Raw genomic sequence first — 22,092 nt, forward strand, 5'->3', positions numbered from 1 at the left:
TAATTAGCTTCATTCAAGCTTCACGTAGCATTTGGAACCTTAACGGCATCAGTAGGGGTCTATTAAAGTGACTCCTTTGCCTATGGATTACACAACAATGAAACAGCGACATGGGGCGTTTAGTCTATTAGGAGCAACGGCTATTAGCACGCTGGCGCTACCTGTTTTTGCCAACACTGCCACTCAGCAAACTGGCACACAGTCTGCAACTATTGATGGCAGCAATAACCAAGTGATTCAGGTTATTAATCAGGTCAATATTAGCCATCCTGGCCTGGGTCGAGGTCTAGGCAACAACGATCGCCGGGGCACGGTACAGGGCACTGTGCAAGACAGTTCCCAGAGCGCCACTGTTGATGGCAACGGCAATAGCGTCTACCAAGAAACCAATCAAATCAATCAGCAGTCATCGGGCCGCGCCGAACCAGGGCGGGGCAATGGCCGAGGCCAACAGCGAGGACACGATCGCGATCGCAACTGATTAAACTGCTTTTCAGCTAGCTCCATAGACCTCCTCAGCAATTTTAGTAGTTGTCAAAGGCGTTGGAAAGATTCCCCCTAGCCCCTGTTTACTCAAGGGGAACAGCATAAGTTTCTGACTGCGGGGGCAGGGGGATCTGACCTACTCCTTGACTTATCTCACTCGGTCAAGAAGCTCGACTTGCGATCGCTTTTTAGTGCTGTTGTAGAAAGCCTGAAACGGAAAAGCAAAGGGATCTGCAACTTACACCCGCAAATCACCAGTATTTTTCCAAATCCTCAGGCTTTCTAATAATAAAATTAAATAGCTTTTTCCTCCCTGAATTAATGTTAATTCTAGGAGAATTTTGCGTTTCTAGATTTTTTATTAGTTATAAAATCACAAAACTTTATTTTTTATTTTCCGGAACCTTTGCGTAATTCTACGGGTCATAAGGGGTGTGAATCGATGAAAATGGATGCTAATTAAGAAGCATAAAAAACCGCTCTTAAAAATGAATCCTTAATAGTTGAATTCACAAATTCACTCATTTGCACAACTAATCGTTGAGGACGTTTCAATGTTGAAGCACATCTCTACTTTGGGTCTACTGGGTTTTGCTGCTCTGGGCTTTGTGGCCATGCCTGCCAGCGCCGACACCGCCGTCGTGCAGCAGGGCACCCAAGATATCTATATTCAAGGGAATGGCAACGCTACGGTGCAGCGCAGCCAGCAGGTTAACCGGGTTGAAACCCGTGGCCCTGCTGGTCGCCAGGTAGAAAGCACGGGCATTGTGCAAGACATCTACCAGACCGGCACTGTGGTGGGTGACGACAACGCTGCTTACCAAGAGAGCAACCAGGTCAACGTTATTCGCGAAAGCCGTCCTGACAATCGTGGTCACGGCCGGGGTCATGGCCGCGGCGGTGCCCGTATTGACGTTCGGAACTAATCCTTGAAGGAGCCACCGCTCGCAGAGTCTTATCTGTGGGCGGTGGCTCCGCCGTATTTTTCCTGCTATTGCAAGGAGACGACCATGATGATTTCAACTTTGAGGGTGGGCTTGGTGGGTACGATTGCCCTCGCCGCCCTAGCCCCCGCTGCGATCGCTAGCTCGATATCTATTAACACCGACCGGGTGCAGCTCCAGGTGGGCAACAACGGGCAGGTCTACATCAGAACCCTAGCCGACAGCCCGCTAAATCGGTCCCGTCCGGCGATCGCCCCCCAGGCCAACTCACCGCTGCCCAGGGCCAACTTTGCCCCCGGCTGCACTGCGCGATCGCAGAGTTCCCATGCCACTCGATCGACGCCGGGGGGCAACGTGGTCTATAGCGAAAACCGCAGCACCACGCAGGTGTGCCAGTAGCCTGGGCTTTCCGTCAAACCCCTATCCCCTATCGTAACTATGATTAAACCTCAGCATCTTCTGGGGCTCCTCTGTGCTGGAGCCCTAGTGTCGTTTGCCCCAGAGGCCTCTGCCCAGTGCGTAGTTGCCGATGTAGCCATTCAGGCCGCCATTCACGGTGGCGACCAGCCGGCCGAGCAGGTCAACGATGTGACCATCGATGCCGCCGGCCCCTGCGTGGGCAACACCAGCGTCAGCACCAGCCGCCAAATTCAGGTGGGGGGCACCGGCGAGGTGCGCCAGACCCGTCAGAGTCGCCATCAACTTAGCAGCTCTGAGCGGCCCAGCCAGGGGGTCTCTGGCCCTACCGTGGCGGTGCCTGTCAATGTACAGGTCGATGTGTATAATCCCGCTGAACGCCTGCGGCGGTAGCGAACGATTATTTGGAAAGGGGAACCTGCTGTCCAGAGACGGTGTCTATCTAGCCTGACTTGGTCAGGGCACCTGCGCTGGTTTTTGAAGGCTGTCTCGCCTATTTCTAGCCGTGCTACCCTGGGCCGAGCGCCCGCTGCTATGGCTAGCCCTGGTATGCCTTTCCCCTTTTCCTGGAGATGTCATTGTTATGAAACATCCATCAGCCCTTGGGGTTTCCCTATTGATCTTGGTGGCGGTTACCGCAGCGGTGGGGCCTTCCTCAGCCAACGGTAATCAGTCGTTTGGGGTCTCCCATCAGGCTCTCAGCGCCATCTTATCTAGGGCCAGCGCAAAGGATGTTATGGATTCATACCAACGTCAAACCAACACGATTAGCCTAGATCGCGCCAATTTAGATGAGCCCCATCTGCTCTCGGTGAGCATACCAACGGGTTCATCTTTACAGGGCTATATTGAAATCGATGGTCACACTCGGGTGCCCCTAGGTGCCAATTCAGAATTTATCGACGTTAGCCCCTATCTGAGCGAGGCGATTACCCGCGTCACCATCGTAGGCAGCTACTCACCCCCCTCAGCCTCGGTGGCGATCGCCTTCAACGGTCCCAACACGGTGGTGCAGCAGCAGACCGGCGGCACCGGCCGCGTCAACTACCAGCTAAATTTGCTGGTGCAGTAGCGGTTCTTTATTCCAGTGAGGCAATAGGGTGCGATCGCGTCGCCAGGTAGGCTTGGTAGCCCTGGCGGGGGCTCCAGGTAACCGCTCCGTCGCGCTCGGTGCAGAAAACCTGAATGCCGCGATCGCGCAACAGCTGCTCGGTGGTCTCATCGATGCGGGGGGCAGAGGCGATCGCCACCTGTGCCCCAATTGCGGTAATCACCTCTGCCGTCAGGGCTTCTCCATGCCACCACAGCACCTCGCTTTGCAGCCCAGGGTGCGCCGCAATCCAGGGCATTTGCTGCTCGGGCGATAGCTTGGGCAACAACAGCCAGTTTTGCCGATTCAGCAGATCTAACCGCAGCCCTCGAGCGCCATCCTGCAAGTACTGCACTCGCTGGCGGCTCACCGGCTGCACCTGGCCTGCGGTCAGTGGGTGAAACTGGTTGACCGCCGGGGCCTCTGCCAGAGCAGAACTAGCTCCGTAGAAATTGTGAATTGGGGTTTTGTCGGCAATGGTGCGCCAGTTGTCGCGATCGCTGTCGTCACCATGAACCGCGCTAGTGAGCTGGTTAATGCCCGCCTGCCGCAGAAAGGGCACCACGGTGTAAAAGGCAGTTTTGTCGGTGCCGCTGTTGATCACCAATGGGGAACGCCCGTCCTGCACCACCATCACTGCATCGCTGCCCGCCGCCAGCACCGTTACTTGGGAGAGGGTTGCGCCCCGATATAGCAACGGCCCCAGGGCCACCACCACAATCAGCAGGGCGACCAGCCCTCGCCTTCGCACCGCGCCCCAGCCCCAAAGCCAAAAGAGCCCATAAAGGCCAAACATCTGCAACAGGGAAATGTGGCCGGTGGCTAGGGCACTGCCCGGCAGGCCCACTTCCCACCGCACCAGGGCAATGAGGAGCTGGGTTGGCAACCACAACGGCCAGGCTAGCAAGCTCCCCAGCCAGGGCCAGACCGCTGCCGCCAATCCACTGGCCATGCCGCCCAGGCTGATCACCGTCACCAGGGGCGTGGTCACAATATTCAACAAGATGCTGTAGGTGGTGAGGGTGTTGAAGTAATAGAACGCTAAGGGAATTGTCCACAGGTAGGCAGCCAGGGGCACCGCCGCCACCGCCGCCAGCGTGGTCGGCAGCCACTCCAGCTTCTCTGTAATGGGCGTCACCGCCACCATTAGCCCAAACGTAGCCATGACGCTGAGGCGAAAGCCTAGGTCGTCAATCCAGGTTGGGTTAACCAGCAGCAGCAGGGTGACCGCCAGCAGCAAACAGCCCAGGGGTTTGATGCTGCGCTCCAGGGCAATGCCCGCCAACACCCCAGCCCCCATGACCGCCGCTCGCATGACGCTGGGCTGTACGCCGGTCAGCAGCACAAACACCACCAGCGCTGTTCCCCCGGCGATGACCTTGGTCGTCACCGGGTAGGGCAGCCGGGAGGCGATCGCCCGATAGCCCATGATCGCCAGCACCACCCCCAAAATCAGCGACACCTGAAACCCGCTAGCCGCCAAGACGTGCGCCATGCCAGCTTGCATAAACATATCTTGAATGTCGTAGGGCACATTCACCGCCTGGCGGCCCAGGGCCATGGCGCTGACCAAAGGCCCGATTGGACTACCCAATCGTTCTGCTTGGGCGCGAGCAATTCGCTGCCGCAGTCGCCACAGCGCCCACCGGGGCGGCGACTGCCCCTGATCGGGCAGAATGCGATCGCCCGTAAACCCCGCAAAACAGCGCTGGCTAGCTAAATACTGACGAAAATTAAACGCATTGGGATTTTTAGGTAGCGCTGGCTCGTAGAGCTTGCCTTGGATCTGCACCCGCTGCCCCGGAAACAGGCCCTCGCTTAGCTCCACTGGCACGGTGACGTAGAGCCGGCCGCGAGTGATCCCCGGGGGACCGAGGGGATTGTTTTGAGCATCCAACCGGCGCACCTGGTTAGTAGTCAGCCAAAACTGCTCTCGACCATTGCGGGTCAGGCGAGGCAGCGTTTGCACATTGCCCCAGACGATTTGCTGCGCGCCAGCCGCCTCGCCCTGGCTCAGCAGGGAACTGATATCGAGCGGGCCAGGGACCGGGTAGCGCAGGCCGTAGTTAAGGGCAGCTAGGAAGGCGATCGCCCCAGCCCCCAGCCACAGAGCTGCCGTTGGCCCGCGCCGCCAGCGACGGGGCAGTATCAGAGCCGACAAACCTGCCGCACCCAGCGCCCCGATGCCAGCAACAGCTACCCCAGCCCAAAGGTTCAACCCCAGATGACGCACCCAAAGACTGACCCAAAGTAACCCAATGCAGTACGCACTGGCCCACAGCAATCCCGCAATCCTGCCCATAGAAATTTCTTTGCACCCTGCACCCGGTTGTTACGTTTAGAAAGCCCGAACCCGAGCCCTGACTCACAGCACCACAGGCCTTACGCGATAGCCAGTTCCAGTCATCGCTTTAGCCGTGGGAAACGCCATAGGTTGCTTTTTCCAATTTTTAGTTGCCAACTTTTGAGAAATCAGTAGTATTAATCAGTGCTACATCCAGGGAGATGAGAACCATGACGCAATTGCCCTCTGGTCTATCCACCAGACCCGAGACTTTTGCCCCCGCCAGCGAGTCGAACCTTCGCCTGCAGCGGGCGGTAGAGAGTCTCAACCTCAACCTGGATGACGAGCTGCACCGCTACCGGCAAGCCCGCTCGGGTCAGGTTACTCCCACCCCGGCTCGCCTACAGCTGCGGCCCAACCGCAAGCCCATTGACCTGATCACTGTCAAATCCACAGCGGCCCCAGCAACGGCGGCAGCCGCCGCTCCGCCCCCACCCTCCAACGCGCGTCTGCAAGAAATTTTGGGGCAGTCGTCAGTGCCCAACGTGCAGGCCTACCCGCCACAGGCCACCGCTCACCAGGTGCGCATGAGCCACGGCGGTACCCTAACCACCTATCGCCCCTCCCCAGAAGACTACCTAGAAAGTACTGAGGCCCTTTTGGGCAGTCTGCCCAACGCCCGCCAACAGCGCCACGAACCAGCATACGTGCCCTCTTTAGGGCGCCAGCTAACCACACCTCTGGGGGTCGGCGCTCTGCTACTGCTGCTGGTAACTAGTGCTGGTTTTGGCTACCTGGTCACCTCCCCTCAGGCCATACAGCACCTAACTGACAATGCCATTACCCGCCGCCTCAAGGGTGACCCCATTCCAGCGGATAATCAGGCCGACTCCGTAGCCTTAGACGGTCTCGATAATCAGGCCGAATCAGACTTCAAACCCCTTGGCCCCGACCTGTCAGAAAAGGAGTTTGCCTCCCTCGATCTGAACAATATCAGCACTCTGCCCTCCGCCAATTCGTCCAAGTCACCTGCCCCAGCTGCAGGCTTGCCAGGGACTACTTCACCCACGATGGTTGGGGGGCAGCCCTTGCCTACCAACGGACAGCGCCCTGGTGAGCCCAGAACCACAGGCCCTCGGCCCGGTGTGCTTACCCCGGCGGGAGGCAGTGGTGGGGTACTGCGCGCCAACATTGTGACCGCGCCTAGAGCCGCAGTCAGCCCTAGACCGGCCGCAACCGCTGCCCCGCCGCGATCGGCCCCTGCCCCTGTCACCGCGCCTCCCGCTGTCCGGGTAGCGCCCCCTGCCGCCAATGCTCAGCCCCCGCGACCTCTGGCCGCAAACCGAGCCCCAGCGGCGCCCGCGACGCCCGCAGCTCCTCCGGCTGTAGCGCCTCCCGCCCCCATTACCCAGGCTCCACCCCAGGCGGCAGCGCCTAGCTACTACGTGGTGACCGACTACAGCGGCACCCAGTCGCTAGAGTCGGCCCGCGGCGCAGTGGGTGATGCCTACGTACGCAATTTTTCCAACGGCACCCGCATTCAGATGGGTGCATTTTCTCAAGAGTCATCGGCCCAAAACCTAGTGAATGAGCTCCAGGGGCAGGGGATTCCGGCGCAGGTGATTTCGCCCTAGGGAAGCCGAGCCGGGAAGGGAGATCAGGAAGGTGAGGGAGGTGAGGGAGATGAGGGGAATGAGAAGATAGGCGAGTTGTAGATCTACAGGATTTGGGGACGTTTGAACTTTCCAAAGCTGATCGTTCTGACCTGCCTCACCTCTCCGACCTCATCACCTTCCTGATTTCGCCACCCCTCTACTCGCCTGTTATGCTGAATCAAATCACCGTTGTGGGAGAGACTCGATGGGGTTGTTTGATCGGTTATGGCGACTTCTGCGGGGTAATCTAAGTAGCGCCGTCAACCAGGCCGAAGACCCCGAAAGGGTGCTGGAACAGGCGATGGCCGATATGCAGGCCAATCTGATTCAGCTGCGCCAGGCGGTGGCCCAGGCGATCGCCACCCAAAAACGCACCGAGCGCCAGAGTTCCCAGGCTAAATCGACCGCCCAGGAGTGGTATAACCGCGCCGAGCTAGCCATTCAAAAAGGCGAAGAAGACCTAGCCCGCCAGGCCCTGACCCGCCGTCAAACCTACCTGCAATCGGCCCAGGCCATGGATGCTCAGCTCGACCAGCAGCGCGACGTGGTCAACGGTCTCAAGGACAACATGCGGCGACTAGAGGCCAAAATTTCCGACGCCCGCACTAAGAAAGACCTATACATCGCTCGCGCCCGCTCCGCCGAGGCCTCCCAGCGCATTCAAGACATGTTGGGGCAGACAGGCACGGGCGGTTCGCTCGCCGCCTTTGAGCGCATGGAGGAGCGAGTGATGGAGCTAGAGGCCAAATCTGAAGCCCTCGAAGAACTCAGCGGCGATCCCTTGGAGCGCCAGTTTGCTGCCCTTGAGGGCGGATCGACTACGGTAGACAATGAGCTAGCGGCGATGAAAAATCGTTTGGCAGGTCAGGGGGGCACCCCAGGTCTGCCGCCAGGTCCCTAGGCAATGCTGTGTCAGACATCACATCTCACAATCTTAGGGATTGACCTGAACTGAGCAAAGATACTTCTTCGGCTTCTAATCTCTGCGAATTTTGCTTATCCAGCAGACGGTCAGCCATTACGGCTGGTTGAATGTTCTTCAAAATACTGTTTGCGCTTTGGACTGTACCTACAATGCGGCCCAAAGCGCTTTTTTAACCCCCATGTCTACCACCACCGAACCCTCCCTTGTTCACAAAGGCAGCGTCAACGAAGACTATCCCCTCGAACCGGTTCCCCAGGCGGCTCGCCGGTCATTTGTTTCTCTGGCGGCCATTTTAGTAGGCTTTACGCTGTACTCCGGCACGCTGTTTGCAGGCGGGTTGATTGGCCCTTCGTTTCGATTTTGGCCCGACCTGGTTAGCCTAATTGTGATTGGCAACCTGATTTTGGGACTGTACGCGGCGCTGCTAGGCTACATTGCAGGCGAAACGGGGCTAACAACGGTGCTGATGGCGCGGTTTAGCTTTGGCAATGTAGGTTCGCGCTGGGTCGATTTTATTTTGGGGTTTACGCAGATTGGTTGGTATGCCTGGGGCTCGGCGCTGATGGCGCAGTTGTTTAACAGCCTGGCTGGGGTACCAGAGTCTTGGAACTGGCTGATTATTTTGTTTTTCACCTACGCCTTTTGCTCCACCGCCTACTTTGGCTATACGGCGATGGACTGGCTGAGCCGGGTGGCGGTGCCGGCCATGGTGCTGCTGATGGCGATCAGTCTATCGGTGGCTTCGCGGGATGTAGGTGGATTTGTGGGGTTGCAGGAGCTGGCGATCGCAGATCCCCTACCCCTAGGGGCCGCCGTCACCATCATCGTCGGCACGTTTGTCTCAGGCGGCACCCAGGCCACCAACTGGAGCCGATTCTCTAAAAATGGGAAGGTCGGCTTTGTAGCCACGCTGATCGCGTTCTTTTTAGGCAACGGTCTATTGATTTTTTCGGGAGCTTTTTGTGCCAAAGTCTATGGTGAGCCCGATATCGTCAAGGTGATGGCTCAGCAGGGGCTGGTGGTAGGTGGTCTGGTGCTATTTTTGCTGAATATGTGGACCACCCAAGACAACACCATTTACGCCTTTTCCATTGCTGGGTCAAATATGTTTCGCTCCAGTCGCCGCACCCTATTTGTGCTGGGAGGCGCAACCCTGGCTCTGCTTATGGCCTGGGGCGGCATTTACGAAGGGCTAGTGCAATATTTAATTCTGCTAGGCACCTTTATTCCGCCCATTGGCGGCATTATTATGGCCGACTACTGGGTCAACCGGCGGCGGCAGTTTCCCGATTTGGCAGCCCCGCAGCCGGCTTTTAACTGGGCGGGGGTGATTGCCTACGTAGGGGCATCTGCGATCGCCTACATCACTGGTCAGATCGGCTGGGGCATTGTGCCCATCAACGGCATCGTGTCAGCCTTAGCGATCTACATCGTGCTGAGCCGGGTATTGCCGTCGTCGCGATCGGCTGCTTAGTCAATTGCGGCTAAAGCGTCTACGGCCGTAGGGCTGTTCCTCCGGATAGAGATAACAAATGCGGCTAAATGACTATGCTGGGAGCTTAGTGTCGTCACGGTAACAATTGCGATGCCTACCTCGCCCGAAGACTCAGACTCTGATGGAGAGCCTCCGCCTGTGTGGCTGTGGTGGTTAGGGGTTGGGCTGATGCTGCTGGTGCTAGTGCTGGTCAGCTATGGGTATCTCAGGGGCAGCTTTCGCCAAGCCTCTACCTGCACGATTGACAACGTACCTAGCCTAGATGACCCCTGTTTTGCTCTCAGTCTAGAAGGGTTGGCTAACTCCGCAGACACTACTGGACACCTGGTTGGTTTTTGGAGCGAGATAGACGATGTCTACGCCGCTCGTAACACCGCCATGGCTGGCGCCAAGCATCTAATTCAGTATGAAACCTATTTTATGACGCCGGGTCGCCGGGCCGATGCCTTTGCCGAAGTGGTTGCCGATCGCGCCATGGCAGGCGTTACGGTGCAGCTCCTGCTCGACCACCAGGGCACCAAGGCCATGCCCGCAAAATACTGGCGGCGGCTGAGAAACGTTGGGGCCGAAATTCAGTTCTTTCGGCCGCTCGACTGGCGCGCGCCGCTGGAGTACAACTCGCGATCGCACCGCAAACTGCTGATTGTCGACGGTCGCCGGGTGTTTATTGGTGGGGCCGGCGTATCCGACTTTTGGGATGGGGTCGCCTTTGAGCACGATGATGGCCCCTGGCTCGACTTTGAAGTGGCCTACGAAGGCGAAGTGGTGAGCCTGCTCCAGGGCAAATTTCTGCAAAACTGGTCCTGCGCTGGGGGGTGCATCGACCTCAAGCAAGGCCTGCATTCGGTACAGAAGCATGGGTCTACGCCGCTTTACATTACCGACAACACCTCTAGCCTCAACGAATCTTCCATGCGGCTGTTAATGCAGCTCCACATTCTGGCGGCCAAAAAGCGGCTATGGATCGGCAGCCCCTACCTGGTGCCCGACGATGACACCGCCCAAGCTCTAATCTGCGCCTGCAAAAAAGGCGTGGATGTTCGTATTCTCACCATGGGGGCAGCCACCGACAAAACAATGGTGCATCTGGCCAGTCGCGGTCTGTATGGCCCCCTACTCGAGGCCGGCGTCAAAATTTGTGAGTACCAGCCCAGCATGATGCACGCCAAGTTTGTGCTGGTGGATGACGATTGGGTCAGCACCGGCAGCGCCAACTTTGACCCCCGCAGCTATTTCCACAACGACGAGCTAAATATCTCAGGTGCCTATCCAGAGCTGGCTCGCCAGGTCGAGCAGTTTTTTATCGATGCCATGGCCAACAGCTACTGCATCAGCTACCTCGATTGGCAAAACCGCCCTACCCCCGAAAAGATCAAGGGCCAAATGGCGCTGCTGTTTAGACAATTGCTCTAGGGTCTGAGCGATCGCGATCGCCAACCTCTGAGCCCCAGCTCTATAGGCTTTCTCCAAAACTCAGGCTATTCTAAGCAATCGGATGTAGTATCTTGTAGCATAAGCTGTAAGCGTTACAGCCTAGAGCTGTGACGGGGGCTAATTCTACCTTAGTCACCCTGTTCAAACTCAATCGTCTCCGGCAGGCAAACCTTTTGCCCTATATGGATTTGAGGGGACAGCAGAATTGGGCAATAGCAGCTACCTATACCCTTGCAAAACCTGAGATTTTGAATGATTCGCCCTACTATAGCCGCTGACGCCAGCACTCTGATATCCCTAGCTGACGCAACCGGACTGTTTGAACCCCACCAGCTCAAGGAGTTGAGCACCCTGTTGGCCAACTCCCTTAACGACACCACAGCTAGCAAGGCATTTTGGCTAACCGACGACGACAGTGGGCCCGTAGGGGTTGCCTATTGCGAGCTAGAACGAATGACCGATCAGACCTGGAATCTACAGCTGATTGCTGTCCACCCTAGCCGGCAAGGGGAAGGGCGGGGAACAGCGCTATTGCGCCACGTCGAGCAAACGCTAGCGGCACAAGGCGGACGCCTGCTAATAGTTGAAACCTCCGGTTCCCCTGACTTTGAGCGCGTACGCACGTTTTATGCCAACTGCGGCTATCAAGAGGAAGGGCGGATCCGCGACTTCTACGCAACGGGCTACGACAAAGTAGTGTTTCGCAAAGTTTTAGAGGGATGAGCTGGGGAATCTACCCCAAATCGATCGCAAATATCCAGTCTTGATACTCATCGTCACGCCCTTCGGTGATGGCGGTGAGTTTTTCACGCAGGCGATCGGTGATGGGGCGGCTGGTGGGCAGGTTATACGACTCCACCTTGCGGACTGGGGTAATTTTAGCCGCCGTGCCGCTGAGAAATACCTCATCGGCAATCAGCAGCTCTGACTTATCGACCGGGCGCTCGACCACCTCAATGCCCAAGTTGCGAGCGACGGTGAGAATGCTGTCGCGGGTAATGCCTTCGAGAATATCTTGCTCGTAGCCGGGGGTGATGAGCTTGCCATGGCGCACGATGAAGACGTTCATACCCGAGGCTTCGCTGACCTTGCCCTGGGAATTCATCAAAATCGATTCGTCAAAGCCCGACTCAACGGCCTCGGTTTTGGCTAGCGACGAGGTGATGTAGGCCCCGCTGATTTTGCCACGCAGAGGCAGGCTGCGGTCTTCTTGCCGATACCAGGAGCTAAACCGGCAGGTGACACCCTCGGGCGAGAGATAGTCGCCCAGTTCTAGTCCGTAAACAAAAAAGCTTTTCTCGACGTTGTGCAGCCGGGGCGAAATGCCCAGGTCTGAGGTATAGACAAAGGGCCGAATATAGAAAGATTTGTCGGGGCTATTTTTGCGAACGAAATCTTCGATTACCGCCTGAATTTTGTCGGCGGGCAGGTCGTAGTTGAGCAGCCGGGCGCTGGTGCTGAGGCGCTGGCAGTGGCGATCGAGGCGAAAGAGCAAAATGCGCCCATTCCCCGCCGGGTCAGGAATGCCGCGCAGACCGCCAAAAGCCCCGGTGCCGTAGTGCAGGGCGTGGGTGGCAATGGAAAGTTTAGCGTCGCTAAAGTCACAAAACTGGCCTTCAAAGTAGGCGACGGGCAAAAAGTTGTGCATGGCTACGGCTGGGCAAAATTCGGCATCTCTCAAGAATAGACCCAATCCACAGCCTTATTAAACTAACGCGCAGCGACTTGCCCCAATGAAATTGGGCCTAGCAATGCCTTGAATTGAGCGTCTACACCGCTCAGGTCGGGCAAGGGGTGCTTCCTAATCGGGTGTAACCCGCGAAGCAGCAGAGGGCGACGGCAGAGCGACTCATTTCAGTGCGAAGAATTATTGAGGTATCAGGCATCACACCGCTTTCCCTGGGCATCTTTGGAGAGAACCCATCCAGGCCGCACGTCGCGCCTTTATCTGCCATGAATAATGCCCTGCTTGCCTCTGTCCGTGAAGCCGACGGTCGCTACCTGAGTGATGTTGAGCTGCGCCCCTTCGAACAAATGATGGAGGCCTTTCAAACCCGGGTGAATCTCTACAACCACGTTAGAGACCACAGCAAAGATCTAGTGCTCAATACCCTGCGGCGGCTCATGCAGACCCCCCATCGCCAGGTCGTACAAGAGCACGCCCAACAGTGCCAGCGCGATATGACCTATACCCTGGAGTACGTCGCCAAAGGCGTTTTGCTCCACGACGAAGATGGCTTTATGGAAGAGTATCTGGTGTGGATGCAGAATATTATCCGCGCCTTCCATCGTCAGACAGCCTGTGTGGTGGCCTACCGTCTGCTCAAAGAAGAAGTGCGCACTACGCTCCCCAGCGACCAGAGCAATCTCATGATGATGTATCTCGACAAGCTGACTGAGGCACTCGAGAGCGGCATTTAGCGCGATGATCAAAGACCAGCTCAAGAGGGCGTTGGCGCAGCTTCTCTAAAGGAGAATCGCATCCTCCGGGCGGCTACCCAGCCACTGATCTGCGAGAGGGTCGGCTACCGCCCGAGTAACAATTCCTTGCTAGAAACCATTTGACTCCCCAGGTGCCCGGTTTGAAATTAGACTAGGGTCAATCCCGTTTATTGATTTCTTGCAGAGCATCTCCATGGGAAAGTCTCGCCTTAGTCCCCGTCAGCGGTCCTACGAAGCTGACCTGATCAACCGCCTGTCGGACAACCACCAGCTCAACCAGGCCCAGCAACGGGTCAGTGGCCTCAGCGACAAAGACCGCGATCTGGTGTCTGAGCGCCTCAGCGGTCGCACCCGAGGACGTTTGCGGCAGAACTACTAGCATTCCAAACAAAGCGGCGGTCTGTAAACAAGCCGCCGCTGCTCTAAAGCGGTTCAACTACCGCACACCTATTCTTACTGAGAAAAATGGGCTAGTTAGGTGCTGTCTTGGCTGCCCTAGAGTTTGGCGTGGCTCCCATCACAGAAGGGCGCATTTTGCGTGTACTTGCAGGCGCACAGCGCCACCTGCTGCTTCTCCTCTAGGGTAAATTTCATCGGTGTAAACTCGGTGCCAGCGTGGGCACCGTTGCAGAAGGGTTGGTTAGTTGACTGGCCGCAGGTGCACCAAAAATAGTCACCGGCCTCCAGCTGCATTACTACGGGCTTAGTATCGGCAATTACAGGCTCAGCCATCGGTTTTTCCTCTCATTACGATCACCGTCTTGTCACGGACATTCAGCGGCAGCAGGGGAAACTTCCCCTGCTGCCGCAAGTTTGTTAGGCGGCCATATCAAACAGCAGCACCTCGGCCTCATCGGCAGCCCCAGTCAGAGTTAGGGTGTTGAGGTCACTGACGGCGGCCCCATCCCCAGCGGTGAGGTCATGGCCGTTGAGGTTGACTGCGCCACGGGCCACCTGCACCCAGGCCACTCGACTGGGGGCCAGGGTATGGTCTACGCGATCGCCCTCGGTCAGCGTAGTGGCGTATAAGCTCACATCTTGATGGATAGTGACGGAGCCATCGCGGCCGTCGCGGGAACCTACCAGGCGCAGCTGACCCTGCTTGGCGGCAGGTGCGATCGAGATCTGTTCGTAGCCAGGGTCAATGCCCTCAGTCTCAGGCAAAATCCAAATTTGCAGAAAATGCACTGGGTTAGTGTCTGAAGCGTTGAACTCGCTGTGGCGAATGCCCGTGCCCGCCGACATCCGCTGCACATCTCCAGGGCGAATGACGGAGCCGGTGCCGAGGCTGTCTTTGTGCTCCAGTGCGCCATCCAACACGTAGGTGATGATTTCCATGTCGCGGTGGCCGTGGGTGCCAAAACCTTGGCTCGGCGTCACCTTGTCTTCGTTGATCACCCGTAGGCTGGCAAAGCCCATGTGCTTAGGGTCGTAGTAGTTGCCGAAGGAGAAGGTGTGGTGAGAATCGAGCCAGCCAAAGTTGGCGGCACCGCGTTCATTAGCAGGACGAACCGTAATCATTAGAGACACCTCCTAATTAGCGTCAATGGATTGGAAACATCCGAATAAATTAAAGATAAACTGAATCCAATCAATAGACAATACGCAATTTTGTAAACGCATTGTCAACCAAAAAGAGACAAACATCTGTTGTGTTGTCCTAGAAGATCTCCCTACCCCACCTCCCTCATCACCCTCACCGTCCTTATCTCCCTCATTCCTCAAAATGGACAAACTCGAAAGCATGCGTGCCTTTACCCAAGTCGTCGAAGCAGGCGGTTTCGCTGCCGCTGCCCGCCAAATGAATCTCTCGCGATCGCAGGTCAACAAGCTGGTAATCAATCTAGAAGAGCACTTGCAAACCCAGCTCTTGCAGCGCACCACCCGCAAAGTCTCCCCTACCGACGCGGGTCGCGCCTACTACGATCGCTGCCTTGCTATCCTCACTGACCTTGAAGAAGCCGAGCTGGCCCTCACTCGCCTGCACCAGGAGCCGCGCGGCAGCCTGCGCATCAACGCGCCAATGACCTTTGGCACGCTGCACTTGGCCCCGCTGATAGTAGAGTTTATGGCTCAGTACCCCGACCTCTACGTAGAGCTGGTGCTCAACGATCGCCGCATCGACCCGATTGAAGAAGGCTTTGATATCACCATTCGCATTGCCGCCCAGCCGCCCGGCCCAGGGTTGATCGCGCACACCCTAGCTCCCTGCCCGCTGGTGGTGTGCGCCACTCCCGGCTATCTACAGCAGCGCGGCATCCCAGCTCACCCAGACGATCTCAAACAGCACGACTGTCTACACTACGGCCACCGTGCCCAAGACAACAGCTGGACTTTGGTGGGCGATGAACCCCACACGGTCACGATCAATGGGCCGCTGTGCTGCAACAACGGCGAGGTGCTGCGGGCCGCTGCCCTAGAGGGCTTAGGCATCGTAATGCTGCCTGACTTTATTGTAGAAAAGGATCTGAAGGCAGAACGCTTACGCCCTGTTCTCAATGATTATCCACCCCCGCCAATCAACATCTACGCGCTGTACCCAGTGAATCGCCACCTATCGGCGAAGGTAACTCGGCTGGTAGAGTTTTTAGCAGAGAAAATTTAGGGCTTCGTCAAGCTTGGCTGTTCAGGATATGGTGCAGCCTAAAGAATCATTACCATCTTTAGGATTTTAGCTGAAGGGGTTGAAGTAATGATCATTTGGACAGTTGAGGTGGAGTGATGTTAGCCTCTCAGCAGCATTGGCTCAAACGCTTCGGAGCAGGTGCTTTTTTGAGTTTAGTAGTTAGCGGTGCGGGTCTATTTTTGGCTCCAAACATAGAGCCTGTCATGGCCCTCACGAATGAAGAAATAGCCGCGCGGGTGGCAAGTTTTCGCCAGTCGAATGAACGCTGGTTCCAAATTGATCTGTCAAGCCAGCGGTTGACCGCTTGGGAGGGAGACACTCCGGTCTATGCGGTCATTGTCTCGACGGGGAAGCGCTCAACGCCAACGGTAACGGGGGTGTTTGAAGTTCAGTCGATGCATCGAACGACCAGAATGCGGGGCGCAGATTATGACGTGCCCGATGTACCGTGGACAATGTATTTTTACCGGGGCTACGCAATTCATGGAGCTTACTGGCACCACAATTTTGGTACGCCCGTGAGCCATGGCTGCGTGAACGTTGCGGTTGACCATGCCCAGTGGTTGTACAACTGGGCCGATCTGGGAACACCAGTGGTTGTGCAACATTGAACCGCTAATTCAGGGCTGATGCTGAACGAAGTTTTGTTTGCAAGAACATCACGCTCTTCTGCACTAAATTGGTGTTGAAAAGCTAGCGCGATCGCCGTAGGGATACTTCTTCCAAGACAGTAGCCGTTCCGTCTGAAATGGTTTCACCCTTGTGGGGTTTGTCACACAGGGCGATGACATAACCCTACTTCGCGCGGCTAAAGGCGATCGCCGCCGCAATGATTAAGCTGAGTAATGCCAGAGGCACCCAGAGGTCATTTGCCATCATCATGGGGCTACACCGTGTAGAGCGTGGGTGAACTGCCATGACTGTATCCGACCGGGTGATCTTTTTACAGGAGCGCACCCCCCTCAGCGTGCTGCCCGAGCCTACTCTAGAGCCCTTAGCTCAAGCCATTCAGACCATAACTGTGACCGCTGGGGAAACCGTTGTTGAAGCCGGCCAACCTCCCCAGGGTCTCTATATTCTCTGGGAAGGCAAGCTCGGCACCGAGGCCACCCTTGGCGGGGCCAGCTTCTTGCCCGGTGCGGTGTTGAACCTGGAGCCCCTGCTGCTCGACCAACCGGTTGAGCAAACCATTCAAACCCTCTGCGACAGCACCCTCTGGTTTATCGATCGCGACCCGTTCCAGGCGCTGGTGCAGCAGTACCCCGACATTTTGCAAACCTTTACCCGGCAGCTGGTCGACGTAGTTAAGCGTCTGTCATCTGAGGCTGAGCTAGAGCAAGAGCGCCAGGCTATTCTGCGCCCCTACCTGGTAGCCAAGGCCCGGCGGGGAGTAATTGGCCGCAGCCGCTATGCCAATCGGCTGCGGGTCCAGCTGCGGGAAGCAGCGGGCGATCGCAAATCAGTGCTCATCTTTGGCGAACCGGGCCTAGAGAAAGACAACCTGGCGGCGCTAATTCACTTTGGCTCTGAACAGCGGCGGCTACCCATTATCAAAGTCAACTGCGGCCAGCTCCAGGCCAGCGGGGCCGATCTGTTTGGCCGGGCGGGGGGTCGCATGGGGCTACTGGCGGCTTTGGGCGCGGGCACCCTGGTGCTCAACAACCCCCGAGAACTGGGGGCTGATCTGGCTGAGGCGATCGCCGAGCTGCTAGAGACCGGGCAATATCGCCCCGTCAGCCGCGATGGCGAAACCGCCTCGCCCGTCACTGCCGAGGCTCGGATTATCTTGCTGGCTGAGCAAGCCGTGCCAGTGCTGGACGATCGCGTGGGCGAGACCATCAAGGTGCCTCCCCTGCGAGTGCGCAAAGCCGACATCGAAGACTGGGTCAACTATTACCTCTCACTGATCAGCCGCCGGCGCAGCACTGGGCGGCTGACGCTGACCCCAGAGGCCGTCCGCCGCTTGCAGTCCTACGACTTTCCTGACAATCTGCGCGAGCTAGAGAATCTGGTCGAGCGGGCAGCGGCTCAGCTCTCCGGCGGCGGCCTGATCACCGAGGAGATCATCTGGCCCGCCCAGAGCAAAAAGAAACAGCTGCGGCTCAACCTGCTCAACCGCTACCCCAATCTGCGGCGGTTCTTGCGCAGCCCCTGGTGGCCCGATCGCATCAACTACGGCATTACCCTCACCTTGTTCGCCGTCGTCATCGCTGTGCTCTGGTTTGGCCCCCAGCAGCGCCATGAGAATGTGGCGCTAACCGTGTTTTGGGCCTGGTGGTGGCCCTTGGTGCTGCTGAGCTTTCCCTTTGTGGGGCGGCTGTGGTGCGCCGTCTGCCCCTTTATGATCTACGGCGAAGTCACCCAGTGGATCTCGCAAAAGCTGTTCCCCGGTAGGCTCAAACGCTGGCCCCGCGAGGCGGCCGAGCACTGGGGGGGCTGGTTTCTCTTTAGCCTGTTCACCCTGATTTTGGTGTGGGAAGAGGTGTGGCACCTGGAGGATGCCGCCTACCTCTCCGCTTGCCTGCTGCTGCTGATTACCGCCGGGGCGATGATCTTCTCGGCCCTGTTTGAGCGGCGGTTTTGGTGCCGCTACCTGTGCCCCATCGGCGGCATGAACGGCATGTTCGCCAAACTCTCGATGACCGAGCTGCGGGCGCAACAGGGCACCTGCTCGGCAGAGTGCACCACCTACCAGTGCTACAAGGGCGGCCCTCAAAAAGGGGAGGGCCAGGAAACCAACGGCTGCCCCCTGTATTCTCACCCGGCCCAGCTCGAAGACAACCGCGACTGCGTCCTCTGCATGACCTGCCTTAAGGCCTGCCCCCACCGCTCCGTCGAGCTAAACCTGCGGCCCCCCGGCATTGAGCTGTGGACGACGCACCGGCCTAGAGCGTCTGAGGTGGCGCTGATGTTTCTGCTGCTGGGGGCGGTGTACCTGCACCGCCTGCCCGAGCTGGAGACGCGCTTAGGCATTCAGCTGCCGATCGACACGGTAATCGGGCACAGCCTAGTGGCCTTTGGGGTGCTGGCGCTGCCCGCCCTGCTGCCGCTCACGGTCGAAGGCGTGCACTGGCTCTGGCGCAAAACCCAGGGGCTACCCCGACGGCCGGCGGTACGGCTGGCCTACGGCTACCTGCCCCTGGTGTGGGCTGCCAACCTGGCCCACTACCTGCGCCTGGGTCTAGGGGAGGGCGGCCGCATTTTGCCCGTGTCTTTGGCCACTTTTGGGGCCTCGGGAGTAAATCTGCCGGTCTGGGTTGCCCACCCCGCAGTGGTAGCCTTTCTCCAGGGGGTAACGCTGCTGTTGGGCATGGCGTTGTCGGTTTGGCTAACGGTCAAAATCTGTCGCCAGTCTGGCCCTCAGCGGTGGATTCAGCACACCTGCACCGGGCTGCTGGGGCTCAGCCTATGGTGGCTAATTCCAGGATTTTAAGTAGATTAAGTTAGGGCGGTAGCCCCTGTCGAGTTGGTCGCGTCCGCCATGTAAAGTTCAGTGTAGAATCCCTTCTAGGTAGTGCCACCCACAGTCACCCCCCGGCCAAGCCTGGTAGGGTACTGCTACCTCAAGCACACGCATCTAAACCCTAGTCCACCTGTCGGTCGTTCCCTCCAGGTCGTCACCTTGCCCCGAGTTCCTCTTCATCGGTTTCGCCATGTTCCAGGAAAGTTCGCTGGACTTCAAGCTGGTGCAGCGCGTCTGTTTGTTGCAGCAGGCCCTTGACCAAGCCAGAGAGTCTATAGAAGAGATGCAGGAGCAGGTGGTGAACCACCAGATGCTCCAGGCCCACCTTGCTCAGACCGAAGAATATTCAAACGTTCAGCAAAAGATCATTGTCAACCTCAAGCAGCAGCTGGATGCCAAAGATGAGTGGCAACATCAGGTGTTTGAACAGCTGTTGGTGGGAGTTAAGGAGCTGGTAGTGGACCAGCAGCTTGAGCTAGAGCGGCTGCGATCGCGCATTCACCAAGGCCAAGCCGAGGTGCAGGACTACCTAGTGCGGCTGAAGAACTACTACCAGAGTTTGGCCATGGGCCGCGCCCCCGGCCAAGACCTAGACTTAAATTCTGAGGTGATGATCGCGCGATCGCTCACCGTCAGCTTGAGCAGCCAGCTCCAGGCGGCCCAGCAGCACATTCAGCACCTCGACAACACCCTCACCCGCCATCAGGTAACCCTGGCCCGCATGCAGGCCTATGCCAAAGGCGGTAGTCAGAGCATGGGCGAGCCCATTGAGTCTTCCAGCGAGCCCCTCGCCCTGCCACCAGCCGCCGAGGCGCTAGATGACGACCCCATTGCCCTCAAAGCCATTGTTGAAGCCCAGCGGCAAAAAATTGCCGAGCTGAGCAGCCAGCTCGGCCAGCAGTTTCACCAGCAAACCAGCCTCAAGTACCGTTGCCAAGAGATCGCCGCCGAACGCGACGGCCTCAAGCAGCGAGCCGTCGCCCTCAAACTGGAGAACGAAGCGCTACAGGAGCAGCTCTGGCAGCAGAACCTGGATAGCGTAGGGTGAACAGGGTATAGGGTATACGGTGTGGGGTTTAAGGCAGTCCTTTAGACCCTTACACTTGAACCCTATACCCTAATCAAAGGCTATCCCTTAGACCTTGCACCTTGAACCCTATACCCGATCAATGCGCTTCCCCTAGGCGATCGGGCAGCACCCCTTCCAACAGCGGCGTCAGGGTGTCTTTGAGCTGTCCAGCGCGAATGAACTCAGCGTAGGTGTCCGACTCGATCGCTAGCAGTTCTTCCATCAGCTGCTCGGAGGCATAGTCGCGAATGCTGTCGTTTTGCTGCTCGAGGGTGGCCAGCTTTTCTTTGACTTCATTGAGCTGCCCTTGCACCAGGGCCATCTGGTAGCCGACGAATTCAGGGTCAAACTCTTCATTGACCTTCATCTCCTCTAGGCGCTGCATGACGCGGGTGAGGGCAACGCGGTGGGCAGACATTTGGCTATACTCTACCCGCATGGGCTGGTCGCCCAGCAGACCCAGATACTCCAGCAGGGGTTTGGTGGTCAGCCCCTGCACCAGCAGAGTAAAGAGCATGACGCCAAAGACGATGGAGATGATTTCTTGGCGATCGCCCAGCACGGCAGGCACGCTCAGGGCTAGGGCCACCGAGACCGATCCGCGCAGGCCGCCCCACCAGAGCACCGTCTGCCCCTTGAGCGGCAGATCCATTTCGGGGCCGGTGATGGCGTTGCTGACGAAGCCCAAACCGTAGACGCTGATGGCGCGGGCAATGATCATCAAGACGATGGCGATCGCAATTTTATCTAGCTCGTCAATCAGTTCGGCAAAGTTGGCCTGGTCGCCAATCAGCAAAAACACAATCGAGTTAATAAAGAACGACAAGAACTCCCAGAACTCAGACACCACCAGGCGGGTGCGGGGGTTCATGCCAATGCGCGAGCCAAAGTTGCCGAGAATCAGCCCCGTGGTTACTACCGCGATTACGCCGGAGCCACCGAGTTCTTCAGCGACCAGGTAGGTGCCGTAGGCCGAGACCAGCGTGAGGGATTGCTCCACCAGGGGAATGTCGAACCGCTGGGTGAGAAACGAGATGCCGAAGCCGATCAGCCCGCCGATGCTGATGCCGATTCCGGCGAATACCAAAAAGCGCGCTACCGTCACCGAGACGTCAAACTGCTCTAGCCCTAGGGCAATGCCCAGCAGCAGGTTAAAGGCCACCACCGCCACGCCGTCGTTAAACAGGCTTTCGCCCTCCATCACGGTGGTGAGTTTTTTATCGACCCCCAGCTCGCGGAATAGGGCCACTACCGATACCGGATCGGTGGCCGACAAACTTGCCCCCACCAGCAGTGCCGTCGCCAAGGATGCCCCAGCGAAGGTCTGCAAGCCCCACACTAGGCTAGCGACGCAGATCACCACGCCGACGATCGCATACAGCACCACAGGCACCGCGTACTGCTTCAGGCTTTTCCAGTTGAGGTTCCAGGCGGCCTCAAACAGCAGCGGCGGCAAAAAGATAAACAAAATTAGCTGGGGCGACAGGTTAATCAGCCGCACATCCAGCACCGCTAGGCCCAGACCCACCAGCAGCAGCAGCAGGGTGTAGGGAATGTTGCGCAGCACGCTAAACACCCGCGACAGCGTAGCCACACCCAGCGATACCGACAGCACCAGGCAAAACTGGCGCAGATGCTCCTCAATGGCAGGGTCTTCTATCAGTAGAGACGGATCCTCTAGAAGGGGTTCGACAGTAAGGAGAAAATCCATAACGACTAGCCCCAATCTTTAGAACGCGACGGCTTGAGGCTAAATTTTCGA

22 protein-coding genes are annotated in these 22,092 nt (G+C 57.6%); 16 read left to right on the top strand and 6 right to left on the bottom strand.

Features of this window, described 5'->3' with window-relative positions; all coding sequences use genetic code 11:
- The first annotated feature begins 97 nt into the window (after positions 1-97).
- From H6F75_RS05730 to H6F75_RS05750, 5 genes are all read left to right on the top strand, one after another.
- Positions 98-481, top strand: a complete 384-nt coding sequence (locus tag H6F75_RS05730) for a hypothetical protein (RefSeq protein WP_190750119.1) — start codon at positions 98-100, stop codon at positions 479-481.
- 559 nt (positions 482-1,040) lie between these two features.
- A complete protein-coding gene (locus H6F75_RS05735; RefSeq protein ID WP_190750121.1) occupies positions 1,041-1,412 on the top strand; it encodes a hypothetical protein in 372 nt (123 codons plus the stop codon).
- A gap of 84 nt (positions 1,413-1,496) precedes the next feature.
- Complete coding sequence (locus H6F75_RS05740; protein ID WP_190750123.1) at positions 1,497-1,829, top strand: hypothetical protein; 333 nt, start codon at positions 1,497-1,499, stop codon at positions 1,827-1,829.
- Positions 1,830-1,868: 39 nt separating this feature from the next.
- Positions 1,869-2,240 carry a hypothetical protein gene (locus tag H6F75_RS05745; protein WP_190750125.1) on the top strand — a complete coding sequence of 124 codons (372 nt, stop codon included), beginning with the start codon at positions 1,869-1,871 and terminating at the stop codon, positions 2,238-2,240.
- A 190-nt stretch (positions 2,241-2,430) separates the two neighbouring features.
- On the top strand, positions 2,431-2,919 hold the full coding sequence (locus tag H6F75_RS05750) for a hypothetical protein (RefSeq protein WP_190750126.1): 489 nt from the start codon (positions 2,431-2,433) through the stop codon (positions 2,917-2,919).
- Between the two features lie 7 nt (positions 2,920-2,926).
- Here H6F75_RS05750 and H6F75_RS05755 read toward each other — a convergent pair whose 3' ends face one another.
- The gene (locus H6F75_RS05755) at positions 2,927-5,239 is read right to left on the bottom strand and encodes a ComEC/Rec2 family competence protein (protein ID WP_190750127.1); all 2,313 of its coding nucleotides are present in this window, start codon (positions 5,237-5,239) and stop codon (positions 2,927-2,929) included.
- 212 nt (positions 5,240-5,451) lie between these two features.
- Between H6F75_RS05755 and H6F75_RS05760 the strand changes: the two genes are divergently transcribed.
- The 5 genes from H6F75_RS05760 (at position 5,452) to H6F75_RS05780 (ending at position 11,453) form a co-directional block, all read left to right on the top strand.
- Complete coding sequence (locus tag H6F75_RS05760) at positions 5,452-6,855, top strand: SPOR domain-containing protein (protein ID WP_190750128.1); 1,404 nt, start codon at positions 5,452-5,454, stop codon at positions 6,853-6,855.
- A 226-nt stretch (positions 6,856-7,081) separates the two neighbouring features.
- Positions 7,082-7,777, top strand: coding sequence for a PspA/IM30 family protein (locus tag H6F75_RS05765; protein ID WP_190750129.1), 696 nt, complete (start codon positions 7,082-7,084; stop codon positions 7,775-7,777).
- 202 nt (positions 7,778-7,979) lie between these two features.
- Entirely contained in the window at positions 7,980-9,275 is a 1,296-nt protein-coding gene (gene codB / locus H6F75_RS05770; protein ID WP_190750130.1) for a cytosine permease, read from the top strand.
- A gap of 111 nt (positions 9,276-9,386) precedes the next feature.
- The gene (locus H6F75_RS05775) at positions 9,387-10,709 is read left to right on the top strand and encodes a phosphatidylserine/phosphatidylglycerophosphate/cardiolipin synthase family protein (protein ID WP_190750132.1); all 1,323 of its coding nucleotides are present in this window, start codon (positions 9,387-9,389) and stop codon (positions 10,707-10,709) included.
- Between the two features lie 273 nt (positions 10,710-10,982).
- Complete coding sequence (locus H6F75_RS05780; protein ID WP_190750134.1) at positions 10,983-11,453, top strand: GNAT family N-acetyltransferase; 471 nt, start codon at positions 10,983-10,985, stop codon at positions 11,451-11,453.
- A gap of 10 nt (positions 11,454-11,463) precedes the next feature.
- Here H6F75_RS05780 and H6F75_RS05785 read toward each other — a convergent pair whose 3' ends face one another.
- Positions 11,464-12,378: a branched-chain amino acid transaminase gene (locus H6F75_RS05785; RefSeq protein WP_190750136.1), complete on the bottom strand. Its 915-nt coding sequence runs from the start codon at positions 12,376-12,378 to the stop codon at positions 11,464-11,466.
- A gap of 305 nt (positions 12,379-12,683) precedes the next feature.
- On the opposite strand from H6F75_RS05785, the gene H6F75_RS05790 reads away from it, so the two are divergent.
- Both H6F75_RS05790 and H6F75_RS05795 read left to right on the top strand, forming a co-directional pair.
- A complete protein-coding gene (locus tag H6F75_RS05790) occupies positions 12,684-13,151 on the top strand; it encodes a hypothetical protein (protein WP_190750138.1) in 468 nt (155 codons plus the stop codon).
- Between the two features lie 214 nt (positions 13,152-13,365).
- The gene (locus tag H6F75_RS05795) at positions 13,366-13,551 is read left to right on the top strand and encodes a hypothetical protein (protein WP_190750140.1); all 186 of its coding nucleotides are present in this window, start codon (positions 13,366-13,368) and stop codon (positions 13,549-13,551) included.
- Positions 13,552-13,667: 116 nt separating this feature from the next.
- Here the strand turns inward: H6F75_RS05795 and H6F75_RS05800 are convergent, their stop codons facing one another.
- Complete coding sequence (locus H6F75_RS05800) at positions 13,668-13,904, bottom strand: CDGSH iron-sulfur domain-containing protein (protein WP_190750143.1); 237 nt, start codon at positions 13,902-13,904, stop codon at positions 13,668-13,670.
- An 84-nt stretch (positions 13,905-13,988) separates the two neighbouring features.
- The gene (locus H6F75_RS05805) at positions 13,989-14,693 is read right to left on the bottom strand and encodes a pirin family protein (RefSeq protein WP_190750145.1); all 705 of its coding nucleotides are present in this window, start codon (positions 14,691-14,693) and stop codon (positions 13,989-13,991) included.
- A 205-nt stretch (positions 14,694-14,898) separates the two neighbouring features.
- On the opposite strand from H6F75_RS05805, the gene H6F75_RS05810 reads away from it, so the two are divergent.
- Both H6F75_RS05810 and H6F75_RS05815 read left to right on the top strand, forming a co-directional pair.
- Complete coding sequence (locus H6F75_RS05810) at positions 14,899-15,777, top strand: LysR family transcriptional regulator (RefSeq protein ID WP_190750147.1); 879 nt, start codon at positions 14,899-14,901, stop codon at positions 15,775-15,777.
- A gap of 224 nt (positions 15,778-16,001) precedes the next feature.
- Complete coding sequence (locus H6F75_RS05815) at positions 16,002-16,409, top strand: L,D-transpeptidase (RefSeq protein WP_242019721.1); 408 nt, start codon at positions 16,002-16,004, stop codon at positions 16,407-16,409.
- Positions 16,410-16,593: 184 nt separating this feature from the next.
- Here H6F75_RS05815 and H6F75_RS28410 read toward each other — a convergent pair whose 3' ends face one another.
- Positions 16,594-16,716, bottom strand: coding sequence for a hypothetical protein (locus tag H6F75_RS28410; protein ID WP_255524844.1), 123 nt, complete (start codon positions 16,714-16,716; stop codon positions 16,594-16,596).
- Between H6F75_RS28410 and H6F75_RS05820 the strand changes: the two genes are divergently transcribed.
- Together H6F75_RS05820 and H6F75_RS05825 are read left to right on the top strand one after the other, a co-directional pair.
- Entirely contained in the window at positions 16,715-19,231 is a 2,517-nt protein-coding gene (locus tag H6F75_RS05820; protein ID WP_190750151.1) for a cyclic nucleotide-binding domain-containing protein, read from the top strand. The genes H6F75_RS28410 and H6F75_RS05820 overlap by 2 nt on opposite strands.
- Positions 19,232-19,451: 220 nt before the next feature.
- Positions 19,452-20,309: a hypothetical protein gene (locus H6F75_RS05825; RefSeq protein ID WP_190750153.1), complete on the top strand. Its 858-nt coding sequence runs from the start codon at positions 19,452-19,454 to the stop codon at positions 20,307-20,309.
- A 118-nt stretch (positions 20,310-20,427) separates the two neighbouring features.
- On the opposite strand, the gene H6F75_RS05830 is transcribed toward H6F75_RS05825, so the two are convergent.
- Positions 20,428-22,041, bottom strand: a complete 1,614-nt coding sequence (locus H6F75_RS05830; RefSeq protein WP_190750155.1) for a sodium:proton antiporter — start codon at positions 22,039-22,041, stop codon at positions 20,428-20,430.
- Positions 22,042-22,092: the final 51 nt, after the last annotated feature.

Source organism: Nodosilinea sp. FACHB-131 (assembly GCF_014695395.1).
Taxonomy (GTDB): Bacteria; Cyanobacteriota; Cyanobacteriia; order Phormidesmidales; family Phormidesmidaceae; genus Nodosilinea.

Coding starts and splice junctions, on each gene's coding strand:
- H6F75_RS05765 (WP_190750129.1), top strand. CDS start 7,082: ATGGGGTTGTTTGATCGGTTATGGCGACTTCTGCGGGGTAATCTAAGT.
- H6F75_RS05775 (WP_190750132.1), top strand. CDS start 9,387: ATGCCTACCTCGCCCGAAGACTCAGACTCTGATGGAGAGCCTCCGCCT.
- H6F75_RS05815 (WP_242019721.1), top strand. CDS start 16,002: ATGGCCCTCACGAATGAAGAAATAGCCGCGCGGGTGGCAAGTTTTCGC.
- H6F75_RS05825 (WP_190750153.1), top strand. CDS start 19,452: ATGTTCCAGGAAAGTTCGCTGGACTTCAAGCTGGTGCAGCGCGTCTGT.
- H6F75_RS05780 (WP_190750134.1), top strand. CDS start 10,983: ATGATTCGCCCTACTATAGCCGCTGACGCCAGCACTCTGATATCCCTA.
- H6F75_RS05745 (WP_190750125.1), top strand. CDS start 1,869: ATGATTAAACCTCAGCATCTTCTGGGGCTCCTCTGTGCTGGAGCCCTA.
- H6F75_RS05740 (WP_190750123.1), top strand. CDS start 1,497: ATGATGATTTCAACTTTGAGGGTGGGCTTGGTGGGTACGATTGCCCTC.
- H6F75_RS05810 (WP_190750147.1), top strand. CDS start 14,899: ATGGACAAACTCGAAAGCATGCGTGCCTTTACCCAAGTCGTCGAAGCA.
- H6F75_RS05785 (WP_190750136.1), bottom strand. CDS start 12,378: ATGCACAACTTTTTGCCCGTCGCCTACTTTGAAGGCCAGTTTTGTGAC.
- codB (WP_190750130.1), top strand. CDS start 7,980: ATGTCTACCACCACCGAACCCTCCCTTGTTCACAAAGGCAGCGTCAAC.
- H6F75_RS28410 (WP_255524844.1), bottom strand. CDS start 16,716: ATGGCAGTTCACCCACGCTCTACACGGTGTAGCCCCATGATGATGGCA.
- H6F75_RS05820 (WP_190750151.1), top strand. CDS start 16,715: ATGACTGTATCCGACCGGGTGATCTTTTTACAGGAGCGCACCCCCCTC.
- H6F75_RS05750 (WP_190750126.1), top strand. CDS start 2,431: ATGAAACATCCATCAGCCCTTGGGGTTTCCCTATTGATCTTGGTGGCG.
- H6F75_RS05805 (WP_190750145.1), bottom strand. CDS start 14,693: ATGATTACGGTTCGTCCTGCTAATGAACGCGGTGCCGCCAACTTTGGC.
- H6F75_RS05790 (WP_190750138.1), top strand. CDS start 12,684: ATGAATAATGCCCTGCTTGCCTCTGTCCGTGAAGCCGACGGTCGCTAC.
- H6F75_RS05795 (WP_190750140.1), top strand. CDS start 13,366: ATGGGAAAGTCTCGCCTTAGTCCCCGTCAGCGGTCCTACGAAGCTGAC.
- H6F75_RS05730 (WP_190750119.1), top strand. CDS start 98: ATGAAACAGCGACATGGGGCGTTTAGTCTATTAGGAGCAACGGCTATT.
- H6F75_RS05755 (WP_190750127.1), bottom strand. CDS start 5,239: ATGGGCAGGATTGCGGGATTGCTGTGGGCCAGTGCGTACTGCATTGGG.
- H6F75_RS05735 (WP_190750121.1), top strand. CDS start 1,041: ATGTTGAAGCACATCTCTACTTTGGGTCTACTGGGTTTTGCTGCTCTG.
- H6F75_RS05760 (WP_190750128.1), top strand. CDS start 5,452: ATGACGCAATTGCCCTCTGGTCTATCCACCAGACCCGAGACTTTTGCC.
- H6F75_RS05800 (WP_190750143.1), bottom strand. CDS start 13,904: ATGGCTGAGCCTGTAATTGCCGATACTAAGCCCGTAGTAATGCAGCTG.
- H6F75_RS05830 (WP_190750155.1), bottom strand. CDS start 22,041: ATGGATTTTCTCCTTACTGTCGAACCCCTTCTAGAGGATCCGTCTCTA.